Source organism: Pseudomonas sp. GW456-12-1-14-TSB6, from assembly GCF_059424205.1.
Genome location: NZ_JBWKZE010000007.1, coordinates 35,466 through 58,050, shown reverse-complemented (window position 1 = coordinate 58,050; position 22,585 = coordinate 35,466). Strand labels below are relative to the sequence as shown.

Here is a 22,585-nt window from a genome sequence, read left to right as displayed (position 1 = left end):
ATATCAATCTGATCGTTCCTTCAACGATTCAGAGGTAACTGAAAACGCATTCGCACTGCGCAGTTAGCGATGTCCTCCCGGAACACACGCTCACTCATTTCGCAGTGCCCATCGACGTATTGCCTCCATAACGGTTCGTCAAAGTTGTCACCCCCCAATCGCGCCATGGAAGCCGTCAGACCTTTTTCTCGATCCTGCCCCGCCATGACCGACGCAGCTTTGTAAAAGCCGTCCAGGGGTAACCCAGTCTGTAGAGCGATTAACTCTCCCAACCGGGCATTGGTTGTTTGCACCAGGCACCCAAGCCTTTCGATAGGCGCCTCTGCACCGGGCAAGGCCGACTGATAGATATCCTCGCAATACGCCTCTTTAAAGCGCACCCACTTCTTTTGCACATCGGTCAGTTGCTTCTTGTCAGCCGGCGCCAAACTGACCAGCGCTTTCTTGTATTGCTCATTCAGCACTGCATCGACTTTTTCGAAAGTCTGTTGACCGCAAATGATCATATCGGGATTGGAAAAGCTGTCGGGATTGCAGGTTTCCTGGGCATGCGCAGGAACCAGCAAAGCAGCCAAAGAAACACCCGCGACCAGCCCAAAGAACGCCTTGAGTTTGATCATGATCCGGATACTCCGGCACTGCGCTCAGCTACCCGAGCAGGAATCTTCGAAGCCTTTCCCGCGTCCGACATACGCGATGCGTATTGCTTGTACGCCGCCGATGCCCGCTCTTTATCGTTTATGGCCCAATAGCTGTCTGCGAGATTCAGGTAAGCCACCGTCCGTTCCGGGTTGTGGGCAATCACCGCATTCAGTAACTGGATAGACTCCGTGTAATAACCCGCCTCGCCCAGCAGAAAACCGACATCGTTGGACCAACCAGGTTGCTGCGAGAAGAAGTACTTTCCGACGATATAACTTTCCGGAGAGCAGGCGCTATGCGAGTCATATCCCATCAACATATAACTCATAACCTCCTTGAACGAGCTGCTATCGCCCTTTCGATAGGCTGCCAGCGCTCTATCCAGCAGGTCAGCCGAACCGACAGTCATCAGTTTTTTATAACCGCCCTGAGGGCTGCCAACGTTTGCAGCCCACAACTTTTCAAGCGCTTCAAGGCCGTTGAATGAAGCCAGAGTGGTTGGGCCCAACGTCTCAATCGGCAGCTCCGCTACGCTCACAAGCGAGCGATCGCAGTAGTGGTTATTGACCACTTGCAGCACTTTCTTCAGCTCAAACTCCTTTGAGCCTTTATTGAAGGTGAACAAAAGATTGAAGTTATAAACAGCGTTGTCTTCTTCGTTGGTCACCAGCGCAATGTAGTCCCCTGCCTCAACGAACCGCTGTTTGACCAGAACCTCTTCCTCTTGCGGATCCACAACCGTCATGGCTCCAGGCCGGCCGTTGAAAACCCGCACGCTAAAACTATCCAGAAGATCAGACGAGTACTGACTCTTCGTCAGCGGCAAAGCCTTGGACGTATCGAGCAATATGTCCTCATTACGTGCTTGCACCGGCGCGATCAACAACCGGTTGGATGCCTCGTCCGCGCCTCCCGCCAGAACGAACACGTTTTGCCGTGACCCATCCCCCAATAGGCTTGCCGGGATTTCCTTGAGGACTTGGGGTGCTGCAAACGCGTGTGGTGCGAAAGCCACGGACGCGGCAATGGCCAGAAGGCCACCGAGTAGAACTGAACATCCTTTCACGCTGTAACTCCGTTCGGTCTTCGCAGGCTTACTAAAAAGCCATGCTGCGCACCGCTGTTTTGATTTGTTCAAAGCCTTCGGCGCTGATCGCCAATGAGGTTGATGAACCCGATTCTGCCGAACCGATCAGCACCTGTTCGTTATGCATCAAGCAGAAGGTGATACGGCTGAACTGACGTGGATTCTTGCCGTGGTAACCAATGACGAATCCTGATGAACTTGCGCTCTGCAGGGATTCGAAAGTGAAGGATTGCGGATCACCGGCCAACAACGTCGGCTCCCAACCATGATCGGTCAGGGTCGCCGGGCATTTAAGGTCGTTACTCTCTCGCACTAGTTGCAACTCAATCGCGTCATCAAGCGGCGGCTTCTGAGTGGTGAGCGCGGAAAAGTTGTTGGTGTTTTCACACATGACACCGAACCAGGGCTGGCTCAGGTTTGTGGGCTTTTCGAAACTCCACTCATAACCCGTCGAGGTCTGCGCTTGCGATAAACGCGGAGCGCTAGAGGTTTCAGGCACTTGTTTGGCCGCAATGAATACCAGATCAGGTGTATTGAACTGCAACCATTGATCTTTCGAGAGCGTCATTGAGAACCGGCAAGGTGTCATGTCGACCGCAACTTCGGTTGGGCCTTGCGCGATCTGCGACTGACCCGACGCATTGCCCACCGAGACAACACTTGCGGCGGCATGACTGGCCTGCGCGAAAGTAGCAACGCCGATCAGCAATACCCGCAGAAATCGAGGCCTTACGAAACCCGGTATCGACAAGTCAGGCACAGTTCCACTCACTTGGAATTTAACGGCAAAGAATCGCGACACATCCGCGCTTCGAGTTTCAAATGCAATGGCTCGCCTTGATCGGCTCTGGAACTTGCGACTTCAATCGCGCCACACTGTCGACGCCCGACCGATAACCTTTGTCAGCCGCCATTTGATAACAGGCTAGCGCCCGGGACATATCCTTCGTTCCCAACTCGCCACCCTCAAAAGTAGATGCCAGATAAAACATCGCTTCCTTGGAGCCCATGGTAATCGCCCGAATGACCTGCTCTTCTGCCTGCTTGGGATGGAGGCAAGGACCGTTATAGTCGGTGGAGTTTCCTGAGCAAAGAAACGTGGCATAGCCCAACGCACCACTCGGTATTTTCGAGGCCGCTTTGAACAACGCCTCAACCTTGCTGGTTTCCAACTGAGATGCCATCTGCGAAAGACTCAAGCTTGCCGCTGATAGACTCGCCTCAGGGTCACCCGATTCTGCCGCACAGACATAATTTTCCAGGGACGCTTCTAACAATTCCGCAGTCAGACGGTATTGCTCAAGCGAACCCAGCCCTCCCAAAGCCTCGGCACGTTGATCACAGAAGTTCTCGGCACGGCTCATTGCCGGGTTACGTGTTGCAACAAGATCCTTCTCGCTGATCGACCAGTCTTCAACGCCTTCAAGCACCCAGCACGCCTGACGAGAGAAATTGAAGATTTTTACATTGCTGTTGCCCGCCCGCTTATCGACCACGTTGACGTGACTGTCATCGACCTCTTCAATCTCGACTCCAGGTGTCTTGCCGGGTGTGATGGCGGCCATCAGCGGGTAGGTGAAAGAAGCTCCGCTGACACCCGAGGTCGAAGGCTCAAAGGTACTACCGTCCTTGCCTGCAACCGGCTTCAACACTAGTGACTTGACCGTCATCGCAGTGAGACGGCGCTGTGATTCACTGCTGGCGGAAAACGCTGTCAGGAAAGCAGGGAATTCCTCCGAAGGACAAGCGCCGTTGGCCGGCGCCGTCGAAGTGCTCTTGTCGGATGCAAGAACAGGGACGATCTTGTCCAGGTACGCCGAGCGCTCGCGGCTCATTCTGGTGATGCACGAGCTGACCGTGACCACATGCGCTGGCATTCCCGTCTCGATCTCGAATGCCTCCAACGTACAATTCGCATCGCGCAATTTCAGCCACGCGCGTTGCGACTCTTTAACCTTCGCCGCGTACTCCGCGCCCAATGCCGGATCTGCCCGATAATCAGACTCAAGCCGCGCCATCAATTGCTTGTAGCTGAGGTTCAACTGCGTATCGGCAGCCTTCTTCGCCGCCTCCGAGCAGGGCACCATCTCTAGGCTTGAGGTGACATGACTGCAGTCATCCTGCGCGTACACTGCTGAAACAGGCAGCAGCACGGCCAGCAGGGTAAAAACAAAACGTTTCACTGTGTTCTTCCTTGAGTCATTCAGGCTTTGCGTTTGGCGAACCGGGTGACGCATTGCTTGGGTATGTTCATTTCCCAATAGGTGCTGAGCAACGCTTTACGTTTTTTGGGGCCGGGTCTATTCCGATCCCGCTACACACTGCCCATCCTGAAGATCAGGAGCTAGCGCCCGATTTCCCGACAGATACCAACTCGCAAGCGACTGACTCTCGCAATAAGTGTTCTTCTCGGCATCGTAATAAAACGCGACCTTGTGCTTGGTCATCCCACCCCGGTTGGGGACGAACAACTCGACGGCGAACACGACATCGGGCAAAGCAATTTTTCTATCCGACATCAGCATGGGTGGCCCCAGAAACTTACAGGGCACGCCGTCAAAAGGCAGATCCAACCGGCCGTCTTGATACTTGTAAATCGCGCAAATGCCATTCGGATCCTCAATCACCACGGCAGCCATCGTTCCCCCGCTCCAGCTCACCACGCCATCTGCAATGGCGCGAAAACTCTCGGCAGGCATTTGGTTTTCCTTCGTGAGTGCAGCGACCATAGCGGTGGGCATTGTATGGCTTGTACTGACACCGGTTGGAGCTGCGCTTGCGGACAACGCCCACGTCAACGCCAGGAACAACAGGGGAACGACTTTCACTTTGACTCTCCGATGGCGTGGCTGAGCGATGTACATGCACGACCCTTACTGCGCCGTACATTCAGGTTCAGCGAGATGTTCACCATCAACGCGGAATTTGCATAATTCGGTGGTTTCATTCACTCCAACCAACAACATCAGCTTGAAGGTCAACTGCAATTCGGTGTCGGAAAACGTGGCCCTATCCAATGAGACATCGGTGAAGCCGTTGTTAAAGTTCTTCCCTTCAATGTCGCAGAACTCCATCGAGTCGCTCGCAATCCCCTGTCCCCCAGGCTTGAGAATCTGAATATTGACGCGGGGGCTATCGAACGTTTGGTAATAACGGACCAGCTTTCCGGAAACTTGAGCGACATCGGCTTTGTATATATCGACGACCGGCTCTCGTGCGTTGCCTGCAAAAAGAACGATCGGGACAGATCTATTTTTTCCCAAGCAAAGTCCAAGACCACCCGGTCAAAAAAAAATCTGCCCATTAATACAACATATAAATTCGCCTCCTTTAGTTATCTACTATTTAATATTACATTCCGGCTCGCCAAGCACTTCACCTTCAACCTTAAAACTGCACACTTCAATAACATCTGCACCTTCAGTCAGAGGCATAAGCTTCATGGTGAGCGAAAGATCTTCCTTCGAAAATTCCCCACGTTCCAAAACAACTTCAGAAAAGTCATCACTAAAATTTTTTCCTGAGATATTGCAGAATTTTCTTGAATTACTGGCCTCCCCCCCTCCACCCGGTTTCAAAATCTGAACCATAACGCAGGGGCTAGCAAAAGTCTGATAATAGCGAACCAACTTGCCAGCGACCATGGCCGTATCTGCTTTATATACGTCCGTGGCTACCTTTTTCTCCTCTGTAGCCAATGCACAGCTTGAGAAGGCTAAGCCAATCAATAGCGCAATATTTTTCATTTTCAACCTCAGAGATAGTTTTTTCGTGCAGAAAATCTGGCAGCAGGAACACCAGGCCAATTGCCTTCAAGGGACATGACAGCCTTCAACTCAGCTTTATTATTTTCAACAAACGGTCGCTGAACAATTTCCCTTGATGAAGGCTTATAATCGCCACGATAAATCAAGTCCACAATCATATCTTGGATCTTTGTATCAACAGAATCCCAGTTAAGCGCACCATAATGACCGACGTTGAAAGATTGCTCAGAAATCGTTATGACTCTATTCTTCATAATTTCATAGACAGAAACAAACAACTTATATTGCTGTTTGCGCGTAATGAATGTTTTCCGAATTTCAGGACTCGCGCTATTAAGATAATCCCGTGCAGCAGTACCACTTAGACCTTTTGCTCCAACTAACCAACTCAACAATGGTTCCGTAATACCTACCGCAGTTAGATCACCCATTGGATCTGATTTTTGACCAAGATCATATCCTCTCCCGATCGTAATACCGGATGCTCCGCCAGGCCAATGCGCTTTACGACTGAAATACATATGCAAAGAATTCGACGAATCCTCTATATCATTACCTTCCACATCAAAAGTCAGCTGTCCCTTCTCAACCTTTAGCCACTTCAGATCATTATCATCCTCCATCGCGAGAAAATTTGAAACGAAGCCTATAGGGTGAAAATGGTAAATCAATCCCGTACCCGCTGGGGTTTTATCAGTCAATTTATCCCAGAAGATGAATGAATCTATTCTTTCCTTTTCATGCTTCAGTAACTTTTCAGAATCTTCTAAAAGAGTATCCAATCTCTTCCATTTTTCTGATTTTGTATCATCCTTCCACTCCGTAGGATGGTGTGCTACTAACTTTGTCCAATGCTGCCGCGTCTCCGTACTTTTCAATGCATCAGCAAGTTCAGATGACTCTATCTCTCCATCATGATTTTTGTCTATTTTTTTCAAAAGATCTTTAAAAAAATCAGGCATATCATCGGGATCGAGAAAGCCGTCAGCTGCGGAATTGTTTTCCTCAACCAGCTGAAACCCCATTTTAGTCCAATCGTGTGGAGTGATAAATTTCGCGTCAGATTTTTTCACCAACCCAGAAATCGGTTGGTCTTCATCAATCACGGAAATCTCATACCAATCCTCATTGCCTTCCTTTATAACCGGCACCTTGCCTAGATCAATTGCGTGTTCTTCTTTTAAAGGATCACTCGTTCCAGTAGCTGGAGATTTTTTCTTAAGCCGCTCACCCTTCGGCAAATGTAAATACTGACGTCCGACTTTTAATGCAGCGACATTATCTAGAAAGTCTTTCACTTCAGCCTGAGCTGTAAATATCTCAATATGAACTTGAAATTTACTATCAGTAAGACCGCTTTCATTTACTAAATTTTCAGCTTTACCTAAATAACCAATTGGATCACCGGCCTTGATTCCGATGCTAGTCGTGACAACTTCAAAATCTGTAGGAGTGAGCGACTCCCATTGCGTGTACTGACTATCCTTCTCGCTTTCGATAATCGCCCAAAAACTACTTGGTACAGCCCCATTATCATTCCAAATACTGGCATCCACTGGGGTGCAGGGCGCCATACGCCTTAGTTTATTACCGACCACCAAATTCACTACATCTTTGCTATCGAACTCAATGATACTGCCTACTGTGATTTCTCGATTGCTTTCAATGCGTGCACCTGCAGGTTGCCCGTTCGCAGGGTTCGTCGGCGCATCGAACATAGCTAAACGCTGAGTGGTTTTAGCTTTTACCTTGCCTTGCCAATATTTCGGTTTGGCGCGCTCGGGTAGAACATCTGCTACCCAAATAGCATTGTGACTAGAGTTTTGATATGGTTCATTATTTTTTAAGTACGCAAACCATACCTCTTGCCCTGCTTCGCGAACTTTTGTTGATCCATGCTTTACACTACCCGAGAGTATTTTCCCCTTAGCGTAGGTAATATTTTCAACTGAGCGTTTTTCCAAAATCTCAAGTTTTGTGTGCTTCGCTAACTTTCCTGGAGATGGAAAATTATTCGTATCGGGAAAGTCATCATACGCCTTAAAATCATTTACAGTCATCGTCACTATCGGATTTGGCTTTTCATTGTCCGCTAGAGGATAGTGCTTATAAGGCAAAAGATGCATATATAAGCTATAGAAAACCAGTTCGTTTTGCTTTCCTTTGCTTGGTCCATCTTCAGGATTTGGCGCAGATTTGTACTCATGTCGCACGAGACAGAAGGAGCTGGAATAATCCAGTTTTTTAGCCGTTTCTCCTGTGCCGAATGTCGATTTTTGATAGTCCTCGTTAAGGCGATAGGCCACGACTTCACCATCAGCCATACAGCGAATCGGTTCGTTCAAAATACATTGAGGCGCGCTGGCATTGCTGATGTGAATCCCACCATGCCAGAACTTGTTACTTCCCAACAAATAATGCCCGGATGTTTCATTCTCGAGCAACTTGTATATTTCTTCTACATCAGAAAACTGTTTACCGTCTGCTTTTCGAAATGGATATTGAAAGTTTATTAGCGGCACTGTTGTAGATGGAGCAGGTGCAGGTGCAGGGTTTGTACCTGTTCGAAAACTTTCCTTTGCTCTTAAGAATTTTGTAGCTTTCGGCCAATAGTGGCTGGGTGGTTTGGGGCCAAATATTGTTATCGCTGGCCCTGTACTATTTTGAGCACCGAATATGTGCCCAACTTCTGTAGCGGGGTTGTAGTCCTCGATTATCCCTGTATGAAAAATCGGATCACCTGGTTTGTTAGGAGTGGCATTGATCCATAAGGCGATATCACCTCGCTTTACGTTCTGTGGCTCAATCGTTGTGTAGTAACTGGAGGTATCCATGTTACGGGTGTCTTCATATGGAATATTATATCCAGCGCCTGTCAGCAGCAGATTTACCATATGAGAGCAGTCAATTTTTTTCTTACCAGCGGCGTTCGTTTGAAAACCATCACCGCCCATTTTGTAAACGTAGTCGCCACCGGTGTAGTTACTTTTTAAATCAAGTGGTTCAGTCATTTCTGCTTCCTGCAAATTAGTAGCAATAGCTGCTGGCTTCAGCTGATTGCGCTTTCAATCGATTAAAATTTTTCAGGGCAGTTTCATTACCTTTATCCGCTGCCAAGCGATAGCACGCTAATGCTCTTGATAAATCTCGAGTTACTAGCCCTCCCGTTTCGAAGGAGTAACCTAAATAGTTCATTGCATCCCTCGATCCCATTGAGGCAGAGCGAATAAGTTCTTTTTCGGCCTCATCGGGGTGTTGGCACGCACCTTCTGCAGATGGGTTGTTTCCGTAACAATAAAATGTCGATAGAGAAGCGGCGCCATCCGCGAGGGTTGTTGCCGCAGCTTTGAAAAGCGACTCAACCTTGCCTGTTTCCAACTGCGGTGCCATGCCAGAGAGACTCAAACTCGCAGCATCCAAACTCGCCTGAGGATCCCCCGAAGCAGCGGCGCAAACATAGTTTTCCAACGCTGCCTCGAAAAACTCTCCTGTCAGATAATACTTTTCCAGTCCACCTAGACCCTCGAAATTCCGCGCGCGTTGATAGCAGATGCTCTCTGCCGTACTCATGGTCGGAGAACCCGATATAACAAGGTCTTTCTCGCTAATCGACCAATCCTCAACGCCCTCCAGAACCCAACACGCCTGGCGAGAAAAGTTAAAGATCTTGATGTTGCTGTTACCTGCACGCTTATCAACAACGTTGAAATGACTGTCATCAACCGCTTCGACTTCGACGCCTTCTGCCTTGCCTGTGGCTATGGGTGCCATCAGTGGAAAGGCCAATGTCGAGCTATTGACTCCCTTCGTTTGCGGCTCAAAATTTCCATTCTCCCCAGTAGGTTTCAAAACCAGCGACTTCACCGTCATCGCAGTCAACCGCTGCTGAGTTTCAGCATTCGCAGAGAACGCCGGCAGGAATTGGGAAAAGTCCTCAGACGGACACTCATCCGCATAAACGCTGCCATGGAACAGGCTCAGCAGCGAGGCGGTGAAAGCCGCTACGGCGAAGCCATTCCTCTTCTTCAAAAAACCATTCATGTCGATCACTCAGAAAACACAAAAAAAGCCTTCGGCTTAACCTTCTCAGGCGGCGCATTCAACAACGCCTGATCCATCAAACTCCCCGCCTTATCCTTATCCGCCGCCCCCGGCAGCACCGGCGGCTTGATCCCGATCCCGGTGCCACTCCCCGCCGAACCGCCAGCATTAATCTTCACCACCGGCCCAACCACCGTCACACCACCGCCATCGAGCTTGATGAAACTGCCGCCGCCGAGAATCGTCAGCTCAGTTCCCGCCTCAATGACAATCTTGTCCCCAGCCTTGATGTGAATCTCTTTCCCGGCACTGGTCAGTTGCGCAGTCCCCAGCTTCACATGCTGGCTCTCGCCAATAGTCAGGTGGTCGTCCATCCGCGCTTCGACCTTGCGATCGGAAATCGTGGTGCGGTGTTCTTCGGCCTTGAGCTCGGTGTAGGTGTTCTTCACCACCGTGTCGTGGCGTTCGTTGCCGACGCGAATCTTCTGGTCATGCTCGACGTTTTCATCCCAGTCGCGCTGGGCGTGGATGAAGATTTGTTCGGCGCCTTTTTTGTCTTCGATGCGCAGTTCGTTGTAGCCACCGCCGCCCGGGGAGCTGAGGGTTTTGAAGACGCTGCGGGTTTTGTTCGCCGGCAGGGCGTAGGGCACCGGGTTTTCCTTGTGGTACAGGCAGCCGGTGACGAGGGGTTGGTCGGGGTCGCCTTCGAGGAAGGTGACGAGGACTTCCATGCCGATGCGCGGGATGGAGATGGCGCCATAGCGGTCGCCGGCCCAGGAGCTGGAGACGCGCAGCCAGCAGCTGGTTTTGTCGTCGGCCAGGCCTTCGCGGTCCCAGTGGAATTGCACCTTGATGCGGCCGTATTGGTCGCAGTGAATTTCTTCGCCTTTGGGGCCGGTGACCATGGCGGTCTGGCTGCCGAGCACGCGCGGTTTCGGGTGCTCCAGCGCTGGGCGGTAGAACACGTCCCACGGGGTGGCGAGGAAGCGGTTGCGGTAGCCCTGGTGGAAGTCGTCCTTGTTGTCGGTGGTGTCGCTGGTCACCGATTCTTCGAGGACTTGCGGCTGTTTGCCTTCGTGGAAGATTTCGGTGAGCAGCCACAGGTCGTTCCACTCGCTGCGCGGGTGGTCGGACATTTCCATGAAGTGGCCGCTGACCAGTCTGGTCTGGTCGCCGCGACCTTCGGCCTGGCGGTAGTCGGCACGGTGGCGTTCGAGAGCGCGCTGGCTGAGGAACTTGCCGCGGGCGCGGTCGATGAAGCGGCCGGGGTAGTCGTAGTCTTCGAGATCCGGTTCAGTGCTCTCGCCGTCCGGTTTGTACGCGGCTTCCATTTGCAGGCGCGGTTTTTCGAAGTCGTAGTCGCGGCGGGTGGTGCGGCTGGTGCGGGTTTCCAGGCGCAGCTTGAAGCCTTTGATCACCGGTTCTTCGGCGACCATGCCGCTGCCCTGCACATACGCGGTCGGTTGGCCGAGGTTCGGGAACACGGTCTGGTCATCGCCGAACACCAGCAGATGGCCTTTCTTGCTGTGCTGGAAGTGGTAGTGAATGCCTTCTTCTTCGCACAGGCGCTGGACGAAGTGCAGATCGGTTTCGTCGTACTGCACGCAGTAGTCGCGATCCGGGCACGGCTGGCTGAGCTGGAAGCTGTAGGCGTTGCCCTTGATGCCGTGCTCGTCGAGGATCAGCGCGATGATTTTCGGCGCCGACATCTGCTGGTAGATGCGCTGGTTGGTGCGGTGATGCAGGTATTGCAGCTGCGGCACCAGCGAAACCTTGTAGCGGGTCAGGCGCTTGCCGGCATCGCCCTGGGCCACGCGGTAGATCTGGCCGTGGATGCCCGAGCCCTGCGGATCGAGGGCGAGGAATGCCTGTTTGTGCAGGAGTTTTTCCAGGTCCAGATCCGGGTTTTCGCTGACCAGTTCGATGTCGAAACGAAACGGCTGGCTGATGCCTTCGGTGCCGGTGAACGACAGGACTTGCAGGTCGCCTACGTAATCTTCAACAGTCAGGCTGAAGTGCGTTTCGTTAGCTGGGTTGAACATAAAGTGCTCCCTGTTCGAATGTCATCCGTTACGCCCTCAGCCGCAAACGCTGCAGCCAGGACGAAGTGGCGCCCAAGGCGTCACGCAATTGTTCGGCAGAAATGTTGCGCTCTGCCGCGTCAAAGGCCAGCGCGGTGCGCAGCGCGGGCCAGCAGTGTGTCGGTAGATTTGCCGGGGCTTGCAGCTCGCGCTCCAGGTGTTCGTCACGGGCCTGGGTCGAGGGCAAGCGGCGGAACGGGTGTTTGCCGCCCGCCAGTTCATAGATCACGCAGGCCACGCCGTACACGTCCGCGCTGGCCGACAGCGGTTGGCCCTCAAGCAGTTCGGGGGCGGCGTAGCCCGGGGTCCAGGCGTTGAAGCGCTCGCGGCTCAGGTGCGGCAGGCCGGGCAGGATGCCCTCCTCGGCCTGCCCGAGACCGAAGTCAAAGAGGCGCACGCCGTCTTCGCTGAGCATGACGTTGCTCGGTTTCATGTCACCGTGCAGCACGCCGCGACGGTGGGCGTAGGCCAGCGCGTCGAGCAGCGGCAGCGCGATGTCGCGCAGTTCTTTCCACGGCAGGCCCAGCGGCCGCTCGCAGAGCAGTTTGTCCAGGGTCAGGCCACGCATGAGTTCCATGGTGATGAAGGCCCGCTGGCAATCGGTGTCCACTTCGAACGTGTGCGGTCGCAGCACGTTGTCGTGGCGCAGGCGTCGGGTCAGGGCGAACTCGCTGTAGAGCAAGGCACTGGCGTCCGGCGACTCGGCAAATTCTTCGCTGAGGATTTTCAGCGCAATGTAAGGATCGGGATCGCCGAACTGCTCGTGCAGGAGATCCCGGGCCCGGTAAACCGCACCCATGCCACCGGCCCCGAGCAGACGCTCGAGGTGGTAGCGGCCTGCCAGAACATCCGGCAGTGCGCCGACGCTGGCCTTGGTTGGCGCCAGCGCGGGTTCGGCGTTGTGCTGCTTTGCAAAAGCGAAATAGGTCAGGTTGTTGGCCTGCTCCTCGCTCATCAGCAAGTCATCGACTGAGGATTCGATTTCAGTCATTGGCGGATCACCACGGCCGTCAGATTGTCCCGTGCGGCGCCCCGCAGGGCACCGTCGAACAGACGTTCCAGCGCCACATGTGGCGCCGCCAGGCTGAGGGCGTTGCCGAGGGCATCGCTGCTCAGGCCTTGATACAAACCATCGCTGCACAGCAGGAACACATCACCGGGATAGACCTCGAGTTCCAGCACATCCAGGGTCAACTGTTCCGCCGCGCCGACCGCCCGGGTCAAGGCCTGGGCGGCCGGGTGCGCCGCTGCCTGTTCGACGCTCATCTGTTGCTCGTCGATCAGTTGCTGCTGCAGCGAATGATCCTTCGACAGCTGATACAACCGCTGCCCGCGCCACATATAACAACGACTGTCGCCGGCCCAGATGCAGGCCGCGCGATTGCCTTCCACCAGCAGCGCCACGACGGTGCTGCCCATAATGCTGTCGTGGCGCCCGGCGGTGACGGTCAACTCCTGCCCCAGGCGCCGGTTCAGCCAGTGCAGGCACTGGCGGATGGCTTTGAGGCGTTCGTCGAAGTCCTCGTGCTGCGGCAGTTCAGCCAGGCTGGCGACGATCAACTGGCTGGCGATGTCGCCACCCTGATGACCGCCCATGCCGTCCGCGACCACCCACAGCCCATGCTGCGGGGTGTCGAGGAAGGCATCTTCGTTGCGCGACCGCACCTTGCCCGGGTCGGTTCGCGCCGCGCTGCGCCAGGGACTGGCCACCAGCATCAGAGCTGCACCGGCATACGGAAGGTGCGCAGCACGCCCATGTCGAACGGGTTCGGCGTGCGCTGGCTGGTCAGCAGGTAGTTGGCGCGCAGGCCACCCACGTCGGCTTTGAGCACCAGCACGTCGCGACCGGTCAGGTACTCGGTCTGCATCAGGTCGAACAGACGGAACAGCGACCACGGGCCGGAGTTCTTCTCGATGCCGATCGGGCGCCCGGCCATCTTGTCCATGACCAGGCTGGTGCGACCGTCTTCAGCATCGGTCGGCCACTTGAAACTCATGGGCAGGATCGGACCGTGGCGGTACTCCATGGTCTTGTCGCCGAACTTGAACTCGGAACGGCTCACCGCCGGATCGAGGGTGTACGGCTCCAGCTTGAACTGCACGGTCGGTTCGGCCGGGTTGATCGAGAAGAAGCTCTGGCGAATGTTCAGGGCCGCCGCCATCTGGTCGAGGAAGACCTTCGACACCGGCAGGCTGCGGCCGTCGACGCTGCGCATCCGGTAGTTGCCCGGATCACCGCTGACGAACGGACGCATGTAGCTGTCGAAGAAGCGGTCGATGGTGCCTTGAGCGCGGAAGAACTCGCGGAAATCGCTGATCGCCACATCGCTGGTGCTCGAGGCGCTGAACGGGTAACGCTTGTTGATGGTTTTGCCATACACGCTGTACAGCTCGTTCTGATAACGGCCGTTCAGGTACTGGTAGGCATCGTTGAGCACCAGGCGCCACGAGTCTTCGGCCAGCACGTTGAACCACACGCTCAGCGGACGCGGCAGACGACCGGACGCATTGCGCAGGTTGGTCAGCGCATCACGCTGGCCGCTCATGCGGGTCTTGGCCAGCTCGAACGCGGCCTGCTCCGGCGTGCTGGAACGGGCGAGGCCCGCCAGCTGCAGTTGCAGGTCGTTGAGCGCGGTGAAGGCCGGGGTCAGGTCAGCGGCCGGGCCATTGTTGTCGTCGAGCAATTTGTGCAGCGGCTCGAAGCGACGTTGCAGGGACTTCTTGGCGGTGTCCGGCAGGTTCTTCGCCACGTTCAGGGCCGAGGCCTTGTCCGCTGCCGCCGCGGCGAGTTTGCCCACCTTGCCCAGTTTGCCTTTCTGTCCGGCCAGCGCATCAGCCGCGTCACCCGCCTCGTCCACCGGATCGGCAGCGGCCGGGAAACGAGTGTTCTCACGCACTTCGGTCAGCAGCGCCAGCACCGGCGAGTTGGCCGAGGTCAGGCCCGCCAGTTGCTCGGCGCCTTCACCGGCATCGCTGATCGGCGGCAGCGCCACCTGGCCAACGGCCTCGCTCCAATAGTTGGCGTAGTCGCGGAAGTACAGTTGCTCCAGCTCGACCATCAGGCGACGCAAGTCCATGTCGCTGATACCCGCACCTTCACCCAGCACCCAGTTGTCGCGCAGAATGTCGGTCACCAGCGATGCGCCTTGTACCGAGAAATACTGCTGATAGCCGGTCTGGGTGTAGAAGCCCGGAATCACGTATTCAGTGCCGATGAACAGCGAGCCCTGCGGCCCGAGGTGCTGGCTGAAACGGTAATCCGGCAGGTTGCGCGCCTGCTCGCGGAGCATGCGGTAAACCACGGTCGCCAGCGACTCGCTGCGCAGGATCTGACGCGCCTGGGCCACCAGTTGCTCGTTGAGCGGATAGATAAACGGCTGCTGCAACAGACGCTCGAGGTGCGTGTTCAGACCGTTCTGCACTGCGGTGTTGCCGGTGTAACGCTGCGACCAGTCCGCCGCGATCCAGTCCTTGAGCCATGCCGCGTCGCGACGATCCTTCATGTTCAGCATCAGGTACGCGCGCAGGCTGTTGATCAGCTTTTCGCGGTCCTTCATGTTGGCGCGGATCTGGCCTTCAAGCATCGTCGCGACGCGTGGCAGCAGTTGCTTTTCAAGCTCGCGCTCGTAAGCCTCCTTGACCACCGGATTGACGTCCTGGCCCTGATACAGACCCATCCGTTCGTGGTAGGCAGCGTCGCCCTTCTTCGGGAACACCTGAGTCGCGGCGTAGCTGGTGTCGAGGGTTTTCAGTGCGCCCATGGCGTCATCGCGCGGCGACAGTGCCGTGCGTTGCTGCGTCCAGTTCTGCGCCAGATTGCGCAGGCTTTCCAGACGCTCGTAGTTGGCCGAGAAACCGCCGGCCCAGAGCATGCCGAACAGCACCAGCGCACCCAGTGCGCCGACGTACAACGCACGTTGGCCCCAGTGGATGCGGCTGCGCTCGCGCTTGTCCAGACCGGCCAGATCGGCCTCGGGGAAAATCACCCGGCTGAGCAAGTGATGGATGAAACGCGAACGACCGCTGCGCAGCGTCGGCAGCACGCCGGCGCTCATGCCCAAACTCGCGCCGATGCCGGCGGTGGTCGAATCCATTTCCTGAGTCAGGTGCGGTGCGCTGGTCAGGTAGAAACCACGCAGTTGCGTCGCACGCTGGTAGCGGTTGCCGGTGAACGCCATGTCGACCAGCAGGCACAGACGCTCGCCGATCTGGCCCATCTGGTGCGGGAAGTCGAGGATGCGGCCACGGCGCTGGGTGTCGCGCTCGGAGTGCATGCGCATGATCACCTGGCTGTTGAGGCGACGCAGCAGCTCTTCGAACTCGTTGCGCAGCACCGTCACGTCGGTGCCGACCTGATCCTTGCGGAAACTGGTGCCCAGCACCTGATCGCTTTCTTCGCGAGTCAGTTGGTCGAAGAACTCGTCGAAGCCCAGCAGCTTGTCGGCCTTGCTCAGCACCAGATACACCGGCACATCGACGTGCAGCTTCTGATAGACGTCTTGCAGACGCGCACGTACCTGGCGGGCCAGGGTTTCGATGTCCTGTTCGCTGCCACCGGTCAGGGTTTCCACCGGAATGGTCACCAGCACGCCGTTCAGCGGACGACCGCGACGACGCTTGCGCAGCAACTCCAGCAAGGTGGTCCAGGCGCTGCCGTCGACTTCCGCATCCGGCTGGGTCAGGTAGCGGCCGGCGGTGTCGATCAACACACCGTGGTCGGCGAAGTACCAGTCGCAATGACGGGTGCCGTGGGTATCACGGGTCAGCTTGCGGTCGATCTTGTTGATCGGGAATTCCAGCCCGGAGAAGTCCAGCAGGCTGGTCTTGCCGCTGGCCTGCGGGCCGATCAGCAAGTACCACGGCAAGTCATTGCGCCAGCGCTCGCTGCGGCCGCGGTACAGGCTCGAAGTCTTGAGGGTTTTCAGGGCGTCCTTGAAACGCTCCTTCAACTCTTTCTGCTCTTCGTCGATCAACTCTTCGCGGCGGATACGGTCCTGGCCGTCTTCGGTTTCTTCGACGGCTTTCTTGCGGATACCGGCGCGCCAGCTGACGAAGACCATGGTCAGGCCCCAGATCAGGAACAGCACGCTGATGGTCAGCAGACGCGACGTCGCGCTTTCCCAGAACTTGTAGTCATCCACTGCCAACAACGGACCGACGAACCACACCAGCAGCGCCACGAACAGCACCAGCAGCAAGGTCCAGACCCAGGTCTGGCGCAGGAAGGCGCCGACTTTCTTGAAAAACTTTTTCATCACACGTCCCTGTTTACGGCTGCGACTGCGGCTGGGCCGCGGCCGGATCAAGCGGCTGATAAGGTTGCAGAACGGTGTCGCGCTGCTCGCCCAAGACCCAGGCGAAGCCCGAATACATCATCACCAGACAGACGAAGGTGAACAGCACCACCATCCACGCCGGCACGATGCGCACCAGATTGCGGCGCTGATCGTTGAGGCCTTCCCACTGCGGCGACAATTCGCGCGGCACGTCGCCACGCAACTGACGGATCTGCCGGTACAGGGCGTCGCGGATGCCTTCGAGTTCCAGCATGCCGCGCGCCTGTACGCGGTACTTGCCTTCGAAACCGAGGGACAGGCACAGGTACATCAGCTCCAGCATCGGCAGGTGCTTGACCGGGTTTTTCGACAGCCGATCGAGCAGCTGGAAGAACTTCTCGCCACCGAAGGTTTCGTTGTGGAAGCTGCTGAGCAGGCTCATCTGCGACCACTCGCTTTCGTTGCCCCACGGCGTGGTCACGACGGCTTCGTCGACCACGGTGCAGAGCACATAACGGGCGGCCATCACCTGGCTGCTTTCGGCGCCGTTGTGCAGGGCGCGCACTTCAAACAGCTTGAGCCCGGCGGTCAGGCGCTCGTTGAGCGCGTAGAGGTCTTCGCGGGTTTCGCTGTGCTTGAGGCGCACCACTTCCGACAGCAGTTCGGACGACGCCGCCACCAGCGAATTGAGGCTGATGTTGAAGGCCTCCGCCGGGCGCAGGCGCGCGGCGTAGATCATCCGTTCTTCCAGTTGTTCGAAGCGCGGTGGCGCTGCGAAGTCGGTCAGCGGACTCGCCGCCGGGCCATGGCCCTGACGGTCGAGCAGGACGGTTTTGTCGTCCTGGTTGTGTTCCATGTCCTTGATCATGTCGGTCAGTTCCTGATGGCCCAGAATTTCAGTTCAAGCTCGGCGAATTCGCCGGACACATGGAACGCGAAGCCGCCGGAGCGCTCGAGTTGTGCCAGGTCTTCGGAACTGAGTTCGAGGATGAAATAGGTTTTGTTGGAGTGGAACGCGATCTGCCGCGGGGCCACCGGCAACGGTTTGACCTTGATCCCCGGCAGGTGCAGGTTGACCAGTTGGCGGATGCGCTCCACCGGGCCGACCTTGAGGTGCGCAGGCAAGCGGTTGCGCAGTTCTTCGGAATCACAGTTGGCACTGGCTGCCAGCACGAACGACGCCGAGCCCAGCAGTTTGTGGTCGTGCAGCGGCGACACGATGATCCCGTACTGACGCGCTTGCAGGATCAGTTCGATGGCGTGCTGTTCCAGCACCATCGACAGCACCTGACGGATCGACTCCATCAGTTTGCGGAAACTCGCACCCTGGTCGGCGTGGGAGTAACGGCTGTCCAGACGCGGGCGTTTGCTGTCGCTGGAGAACGTCGCCAGATCGCCGAGCATGGTCAGCAGCGTGCGGTACAACTCTTCCGGGTGAACCTGCTCCAGACCCAGATAGTGGCGCAGCAGCAGTTCGGTGCGGTTGATCAGTTGCAGCATCATGAAGTCGCCGATTTCCGCGCCGCCGACCTTGCCGTTCGAACGAATCCGTTCGGCAATGGTGTCGCCCCGGTGACCGAGCATGCTGATCACTTCTTTCAGGCACGACAGCAGGTAGCTGGAGGCGTGGGCCTGAATGTAGGTCGGCACGAAATCCGGATCGAGGCTGATCACGCCGTCCGGCGTGGTGTCGAGCACGTCGCAGATCTTCAGCTTCACGTAGGCCTGGTCGCTCTGCTGCTCGCCGAGCAACAGCTTGAAGTCCGGGCGACCGCAACTGACCTGGCTGGCGGAATCATCACCGGCGTTGGAGTCGGCCACTTCGGCGTCATATGCGGTGTAACGCGCCAGCACGTCGGACTGCTCCGGGCGACGGGCCTCGATGTGGTTACCGGTGACCAGTGGCAGCGCCAGGTAGATCGGCGTGTTGCCGGTGTTCGGCGGCACGTCCAGCGCCAGCGGTTCGGTGTTGCCGCCGAGTTCGAACAGGCTGCCGTCCGGCAGAATTCCCGAGGCTTCACTGATTACCAGTTTGCCCATGTTGAGGAACTGCAAGTCGATCTCAAGGTTCAGGAAACCCCAGGTGTAGCCGCCCAGCAACCGGGTGCGGGTCTTCATCTGGTGATCGTAGTAGCGGTCGTTGTGCTGGAAGTGCTGCGGACGCAGCAGCATGCCTTCCTGCCAGATGACTTTATGGGTATTCATGATCAGTCATCCGCCTTGGCGAGCACTTCGTTGGTCTTGCGGATACCGGCCTGATCCAGGGTCAGATCGGCTTCGGTGACTTCCAGCGGTGTGATCGGGAACGTGTGGCGCCATTTGGTTTCCGGCAGGTCGCGGTACGCGGCGAGGATGCCGATGAAGCGGCTGCCCTCCTCCACGCTGAGTTTCAGTTCCACGGTTTCACCCGGGCGCAGTTCGAGTTCTTCGCTGGCCACCAGATCCGGGTTGAGGGATTCCTTGGCGCGCTCGTAGAGGCTGAAGAAATCGGCGTTCTCGAAGGTCACCGGGTGCTTGAGTTCGAACAGGCGCACCACGATCGGCGACGGACGACCATTGAGATCCGGGTTCAGCTGATCGCTGCCGGTCAGCTTCAGGTTGATCTTGGTCACTTTCGAATACGGCGACAGCGACGAACAACCGGCGAGCAGCACCAACAGGGTGAGCGCGGTCAGCGTCTTGAAAAAAGCGGTCGAGCGGCGAGACATGCGCATCATCCTTGGTGGTCGGTGTGGAGGGTGGAGATCAGGCGGATCTGTTCTTCGTAGGCCTGGGCGAAGTCGCGGGCCAGCAGGCGCTCGCTCCAGTCGTCGTCCTGACGCAGCGCATGGTGGTAACGGTTGAACGCTCTCCAGCGCCCGCCGGCGGTGGCGAGCAACGGCTTGTTGTCGCGCTCGAAACGCAGGGTCAACTGCTCCGGCGAGAAGTGCTCCAGAGTGCCGCGCACCGCCGCGCGGCTGGCGGTCAGCAGCGCCACCTGATGCGCCTGCAAATCGCGGAACGCCCGGGAGATCGCCTGCTCGGCCGGCAAATGGCCCGGCTTGTGCGGTTGCAACAGGATGTCCAGCGCCTCGCTCGGATCGACGGCGAATTTCAGCGGATTCTTGTTGGTGCCTTGTACGGTGGTCTGGGCCAGACGCAGTTCGTTTTTCAGCTCCGAACGGGTGCGCAGGCTCTGTTGCAGACCGCCGATGCTCTGGCGCAGCAGACGTGCAGCGTTCAGCGCAAGCGCTTCACGCTCGTCGTGGCTGAGGTTCTTCACGTTCACGCCAAGGGCCGCGCCGAATTTATCCCAGAAGGTTTCGCTCTGACGCTCGACCGCTTTCGGCGCCGGCGCAGGCTCAGGCGTGGGCTCGACGATCAGCTCCGGCACCATCAGGCTTTCCATGTCGATGCGCGCGTAGTCGGCGCGCTGACGGGAGTCTTCAGGGTCGGTCACCGGTGCGAGCATTTCCTCGAATTCCGAGTACACGCGCTCTTGCTGCTCCAGCGACTTAAGCGGGTCGAGGTCGAGGAACGCGTCGTCCGGGATGATGCTGCCGGCGGCACGTGGCAGGCCGACTTCACCGTCGAAGGTCGCCGGGTCGCGCACCAGGCGCGCACGAATCTCGAAGTCGCCCAGCACGTAGGTGCTGCCGTGCTCGATACGCACCGGTTCGCCCTTGTGCAGGCGTGCGCCGCTGTCGCCGTCCTGCACACCGTTGCTGCTGGTGTCGGTCAGGAAGAACGAACCCTCGCGATAGCTGACGATCGCGTGGTGGTTGGACAAGTGCCGCTTGCGGTCAGGGATGATCCAGTCGCAGTCCTCGCCCCGCCCGATCACGCCACCGGCCTGTTTGAAGGTCCGCTGGCACAGCTCGGTGGGCACGAACTGCTTGGTGTTCAGCATTTCGAAAACCAATTCCATGTTTGATGCTCCTTGCGGTCACTTGCCGCGATTGACCGCCTGCGGATCACCCAGCGGGCGGTAATCGTTATCGTTGAATTTGTAATTGCCGCTGCAACCGCCGAGGCCGCATAGAACGACGAGGGTCAGCAGGACAGCGTGCCAGTGACGAACAGACATCAGAGGGTCTCCAGGTGTAGACAAAGCACAAAGCGCCGACCCTTGCGGGCGGCGCTGAAATAGGTGTTCGAGGTGAATCCGACGGACTTTCGCCTACCCATCGAAATCACCCAGATTGATGTTCAAGCGGCCGAGCCGGTACAGCAGCGTGCGGCGCGGCAGGCCCAGTTCGCGGGCGGCGAGCGTCTGGTTGCCGTCGTTCTTGCGCAGGCAATCGAGCAGCAGATTGCGTTCGACCGCTTCCAGTCGTTCGCGCAGATTGAGGCCGCAGTGGTCTTCCGGCACCGACGCCGATTCCAGACGCAGCGAGAAATGTTCGGCCAGCAACTCGCCGCCCTCGCACAACAGCACCGCCCGCTCGACCAGGCCTTTGAGTTCACGCACGTTGCCGGGGAAGGTGTAACCGGACAGGTGTTCAAGCGCCGCGTCCGACCAGCGCACCGGATCACGTTGCAGGAAAGTGCAGGCCTTATCGGCAAAGTGCTTGGCCAGGTCGAGGATGTCGCCTTCGCGCTGACGCAGGGCCGGCAATTCGATCGGGAATTGCGCGAGACGGTAGTACAGGTCCTCGCGGAATTTGCCTTCGCTGACCAGCACCGACAGATCGCGGTGCGTTGCAGCGATGATGCGCACGTCGATCTTGTGGGTGTCGTTGGAACCCAGCGGACGGATCTCGCCTTCCTGCAACACGCGCAGCAACTTGGCTTGCAGCGACAGCGGCATGTCACCGATTTCGTCGAGCAACAGGGTGCCGCCGTTGGCCGCGTCGAACAGCCCGGCGCGGTCACGGTCGGCGCCGGTGAACGCACCTTTGCGATAGCCGAACAGCTCGCTTTCCAGCAGGTTTTCCGGGAACGCCGCGCAGTTCTGCACGATGAACGCCTGGGACCGGCGCGGGCCGCAATCGTGGATCGCCCGCGCCACCACTTCCTTGCCGGTGCCGGTCTCGCCACGCAACAGCACGGTGTACGGGCTGTGCAGGACTTTGCTGATCAGCGAGTAGGTCTGACGCATTGCCGCGCTCTTGCCGATCAGGCCGTAGCCGCTGGCACTCGGCAGACTGCGCACGACCGGCGCGGCCGCATCCACTGGCTGGCGCAGACGTTGCAGCAGATGCAGCTGACCCAGCACGAACGAGCCGAGCTGACCGAGGGAATCGGCGAAGCCTTGCAGGTCGATGTGCCGACGACTGGCGCACAACAACAGGCCTTCGACGGCCTTTTGCTGATTGACCAGCGGCACGCACAGCAGCGACTGCCACGGCGCGGACGACGCCGGCAGAAAACTGGTTTCGTGCAGGCTGCCGCCCAGGTCGTCGAAGCACACCACGCGGTTCTGGCACAGGGCGAATTGCAACAGTTGCTCGCCGTTGTAGTCCGCCGGCAGACTCGCCGCGCTGCGCGGTTGCAGCACGCCGTCCAGGCATTCGGCGTTCATCCCCAGCGACGTGTGCGTGGCATCCAGCAAGTACAGCTGCGTCAGTTCGCAACCGCTCAGCCCGGCCAGACCGCGCACGAAGTCACCCAGCAGCGCAGCACCGTCCGCCGCGCGCGACAGGCTGGCGAACTGCGCCAGCAAGGCTTCGGCATAGAGCAGTGGCTGCGGCACTTGAGTGAACATCACAC

The 22,585-nt window shown here is 57.3% G+C and carries 19 protein-coding genes; all 19 read right to left on the bottom strand.

The window, feature by feature from the left end:
• Positions 1–20: 20 nt before the first annotated feature.
• Positions 21–620, bottom strand: a complete 600-nt coding sequence (locus tag AC07Y2_RS08390; RefSeq protein WP_103385859.1) for a lysozyme inhibitor LprI family protein — start codon at positions 618–620, stop codon at positions 21–23.
• The gene (locus tag AC07Y2_RS08385; RefSeq protein WP_256586977.1) at positions 617–1,708 is read right to left on the bottom strand and encodes a tetratricopeptide repeat protein; all 1,092 of its coding nucleotides are present in this window, start codon (positions 1,706–1,708) and stop codon (positions 617–619) included. The genes AC07Y2_RS08390 and AC07Y2_RS08385 overlap by 4 nt, the downstream gene beginning before the upstream one ends.
• A 31-nt stretch (positions 1,709–1,739) precedes the next feature.
• On the bottom strand, positions 1,740–2,489 hold the full coding sequence (locus AC07Y2_RS08380) for a hypothetical protein (protein WP_256586976.1): 750 nt from the start codon (positions 2,487–2,489) through the stop codon (positions 1,740–1,742).
• 58 nt (positions 2,490–2,547) lie between these two features.
• Complete coding sequence (locus tag AC07Y2_RS08375; RefSeq protein WP_103385858.1) at positions 2,548–3,912, bottom strand: lysozyme inhibitor LprI family protein; 1,365 nt, start codon at positions 3,910–3,912, stop codon at positions 2,548–2,550.
• Between the two features lie 117 nt (positions 3,913–4,029).
• Positions 4,030–4,428 (bottom strand): hypothetical protein, encoded by a 399-nt coding sequence (locus tag AC07Y2_RS08370; RefSeq protein ID WP_074689957.1) that lies wholly within the window; start codon positions 4,426–4,428, stop codon positions 4,030–4,032.
• Between the two features lie 174 nt (positions 4,429–4,602).
• A complete protein-coding gene (locus AC07Y2_RS08365; RefSeq protein WP_103385857.1) occupies positions 4,603–4,992 on the bottom strand; it encodes a hypothetical protein in 390 nt (129 codons plus the stop codon).
• 78 nt (positions 4,993–5,070) lie between these two features.
• Entirely contained in the window at positions 5,071–5,475 is a 405-nt protein-coding gene (locus AC07Y2_RS08360; RefSeq protein ID WP_074689954.1) for a hypothetical protein, read from the bottom strand.
• A gap of 8 nt (positions 5,476–5,483) precedes the next feature.
• The gene (locus tag AC07Y2_RS08355; protein ID WP_134334180.1) at positions 5,484–8,507 is read right to left on the bottom strand and encodes a DUF8812 domain-containing protein; all 3,024 of its coding nucleotides are present in this window, start codon (positions 8,505–8,507) and stop codon (positions 5,484–5,486) included.
• A 16-nt stretch (positions 8,508–8,523) separates the two neighbouring features.
• Positions 8,524–9,537, bottom strand: a complete 1,014-nt coding sequence (locus tag AC07Y2_RS08350; RefSeq protein WP_074689948.1) for a tetratricopeptide repeat protein — start codon at positions 9,535–9,537, stop codon at positions 8,524–8,526.
• 5 nt (positions 9,538–9,542) lie between these two features.
• The gene (locus AC07Y2_RS08345; protein ID WP_103385856.1) at positions 9,543–11,579 is read right to left on the bottom strand and encodes a type VI secretion system Vgr family protein; all 2,037 of its coding nucleotides are present in this window, start codon (positions 11,577–11,579) and stop codon (positions 9,543–9,545) included.
• 28 nt (positions 11,580–11,607) lie between these two features.
• Complete coding sequence (locus AC07Y2_RS08340; protein WP_011336582.1) at positions 11,608–12,609, bottom strand: serine/threonine-protein kinase; 1,002 nt, start codon at positions 12,607–12,609, stop codon at positions 11,608–11,610.
• A complete protein-coding gene (locus tag AC07Y2_RS08335; RefSeq protein ID WP_039765158.1) occupies positions 12,606–13,334 on the bottom strand; it encodes a PP2C family protein-serine/threonine phosphatase in 729 nt (242 codons plus the stop codon). Before AC07Y2_RS08335 ends, AC07Y2_RS08340 begins: the two co-directional genes overlap by 4 nt.
• Positions 13,334–16,873, bottom strand: coding sequence for a type VI secretion system membrane subunit TssM (gene tssM, locus AC07Y2_RS08330; protein ID WP_103385855.1), 3,540 nt, complete (start codon positions 16,871–16,873; stop codon positions 13,334–13,336). The genes AC07Y2_RS08335 and tssM overlap by 1 nt, the downstream gene beginning before the upstream one ends.
• Positions 16,874–16,886: 13 nt before the next feature.
• Entirely contained in the window at positions 16,887–17,762 is an 876-nt protein-coding gene (gene icmH, locus AC07Y2_RS08325; RefSeq protein ID WP_011336585.1) for a type IVB secretion system protein IcmH/DotU, read from the bottom strand.
• A gap of 5 nt (positions 17,763–17,767) precedes the next feature.
• Complete coding sequence (tssK, locus tag AC07Y2_RS08320; protein ID WP_039765155.1) at positions 17,768–19,099, bottom strand: type VI secretion system baseplate subunit TssK; 1,332 nt, start codon at positions 19,097–19,099, stop codon at positions 17,768–17,770.
• A 2-nt stretch (positions 19,100–19,101) separates the two neighbouring features.
• Positions 19,102–19,602, bottom strand: a complete 501-nt coding sequence (tssJ, locus tag AC07Y2_RS08315) for a type VI secretion system lipoprotein TssJ (RefSeq protein ID WP_011336587.1) — start codon at positions 19,600–19,602, stop codon at positions 19,102–19,104.
• A 5-nt stretch (positions 19,603–19,607) separates the two neighbouring features.
• Positions 19,608–20,801, bottom strand: a complete 1,194-nt coding sequence (gene tagH / locus AC07Y2_RS08310) for a type VI secretion system-associated FHA domain protein TagH (RefSeq protein WP_039765152.1) — start codon at positions 20,799–20,801, stop codon at positions 19,608–19,610.
• A gap of 18 nt (positions 20,802–20,819) precedes the next feature.
• Positions 20,820–20,960: a hypothetical protein gene (locus tag AC07Y2_RS08305; protein WP_003229566.1), complete on the bottom strand. Its 141-nt coding sequence runs from the start codon at positions 20,958–20,960 to the stop codon at positions 20,820–20,822.
• Between the two features lie 93 nt (positions 20,961–21,053).
• On the bottom strand, positions 21,054–22,580 hold the full coding sequence (locus tag AC07Y2_RS08300) for a sigma-54 interaction domain-containing protein (RefSeq protein WP_103385854.1): 1,527 nt from the start codon (positions 22,578–22,580) through the stop codon (positions 21,054–21,056).
• Between the last annotated feature and the right edge of the window lie 5 nt (positions 22,581–22,585).

Bases quoted from the DNA above. Each gene is read 5' to 3' on its own strand.
- AC07Y2_RS08390 (WP_103385859.1), bottom strand. From the start codon at position 620: ATGATCAAACTCAAGGCGTTCTTTGGGCTGGTCGCGGGTGTTTCTTTG.
- AC07Y2_RS08370 (WP_074689957.1), bottom strand. From the start codon at position 4,428: ATGCCTGCCGAGAGTTTTCGCGCCATTGCAGATGGCGTGGTGAGCTGG.
- AC07Y2_RS08360 (WP_074689954.1), bottom strand. From the start codon at position 5,475: ATGAAAAATATTGCGCTATTGATTGGCTTAGCCTTCTCAAGCTGTGCA.
- AC07Y2_RS08355 (WP_134334180.1), bottom strand. From the start codon at position 8,507: ATGACTGAACCACTTGATTTAAAAAGTAACTACACCGGTGGCGACTAC.
- AC07Y2_RS08350 (WP_074689948.1), bottom strand. From the start codon at position 9,537: ATGAATGGTTTTTTGAAGAAGAGGAATGGCTTCGCCGTAGCGGCTTTC.
- AC07Y2_RS08345 (WP_103385856.1), bottom strand. From the start codon at position 11,579: ATGTTCAACCCAGCTAACGAAACGCACTTCAGCCTGACTGTTGAAGAT.
- AC07Y2_RS08340 (WP_011336582.1), bottom strand. From the start codon at position 12,609: ATGACTGAAATCGAATCCTCAGTCGATGACTTGCTGATGAGCGAGGAG.
- AC07Y2_RS08335 (WP_039765158.1), bottom strand. From the start codon at position 13,334: ATGCTGGTGGCCAGTCCCTGGCGCAGCGCGGCGCGAACCGACCCGGGC.
- tssM (WP_103385855.1), bottom strand. From the start codon at position 16,873: ATGAAAAAGTTTTTCAAGAAAGTCGGCGCCTTCCTGCGCCAGACCTGG.
- icmH (WP_011336585.1), bottom strand. From the start codon at position 17,762: ATGATCAAGGACATGGAACACAACCAGGACGACAAAACCGTCCTGCTC.
- tssK (WP_039765155.1), bottom strand. From the start codon at position 19,099: ATGAATACCCATAAAGTCATCTGGCAGGAAGGCATGCTGCTGCGTCCG.
- tssJ (WP_011336587.1), bottom strand. From the start codon at position 19,602: ATGTCTCGCCGCTCGACCGCTTTTTTCAAGACGCTGACCGCGCTCACC.
- tagH (WP_039765152.1), bottom strand. From the start codon at position 20,801: ATGGAATTGGTTTTCGAAATGCTGAACACCAAGCAGTTCGTGCCCACC.
- AC07Y2_RS08305 (WP_003229566.1), bottom strand. From the start codon at position 20,960: ATGTCTGTTCGTCACTGGCACGCTGTCCTGCTGACCCTCGTCGTTCTA.
- AC07Y2_RS08300 (WP_103385854.1), bottom strand. From the start codon at position 22,580: ATGTTCACTCAAGTGCCGCAGCCACTGCTCTATGCCGAAGCCTTGCTG.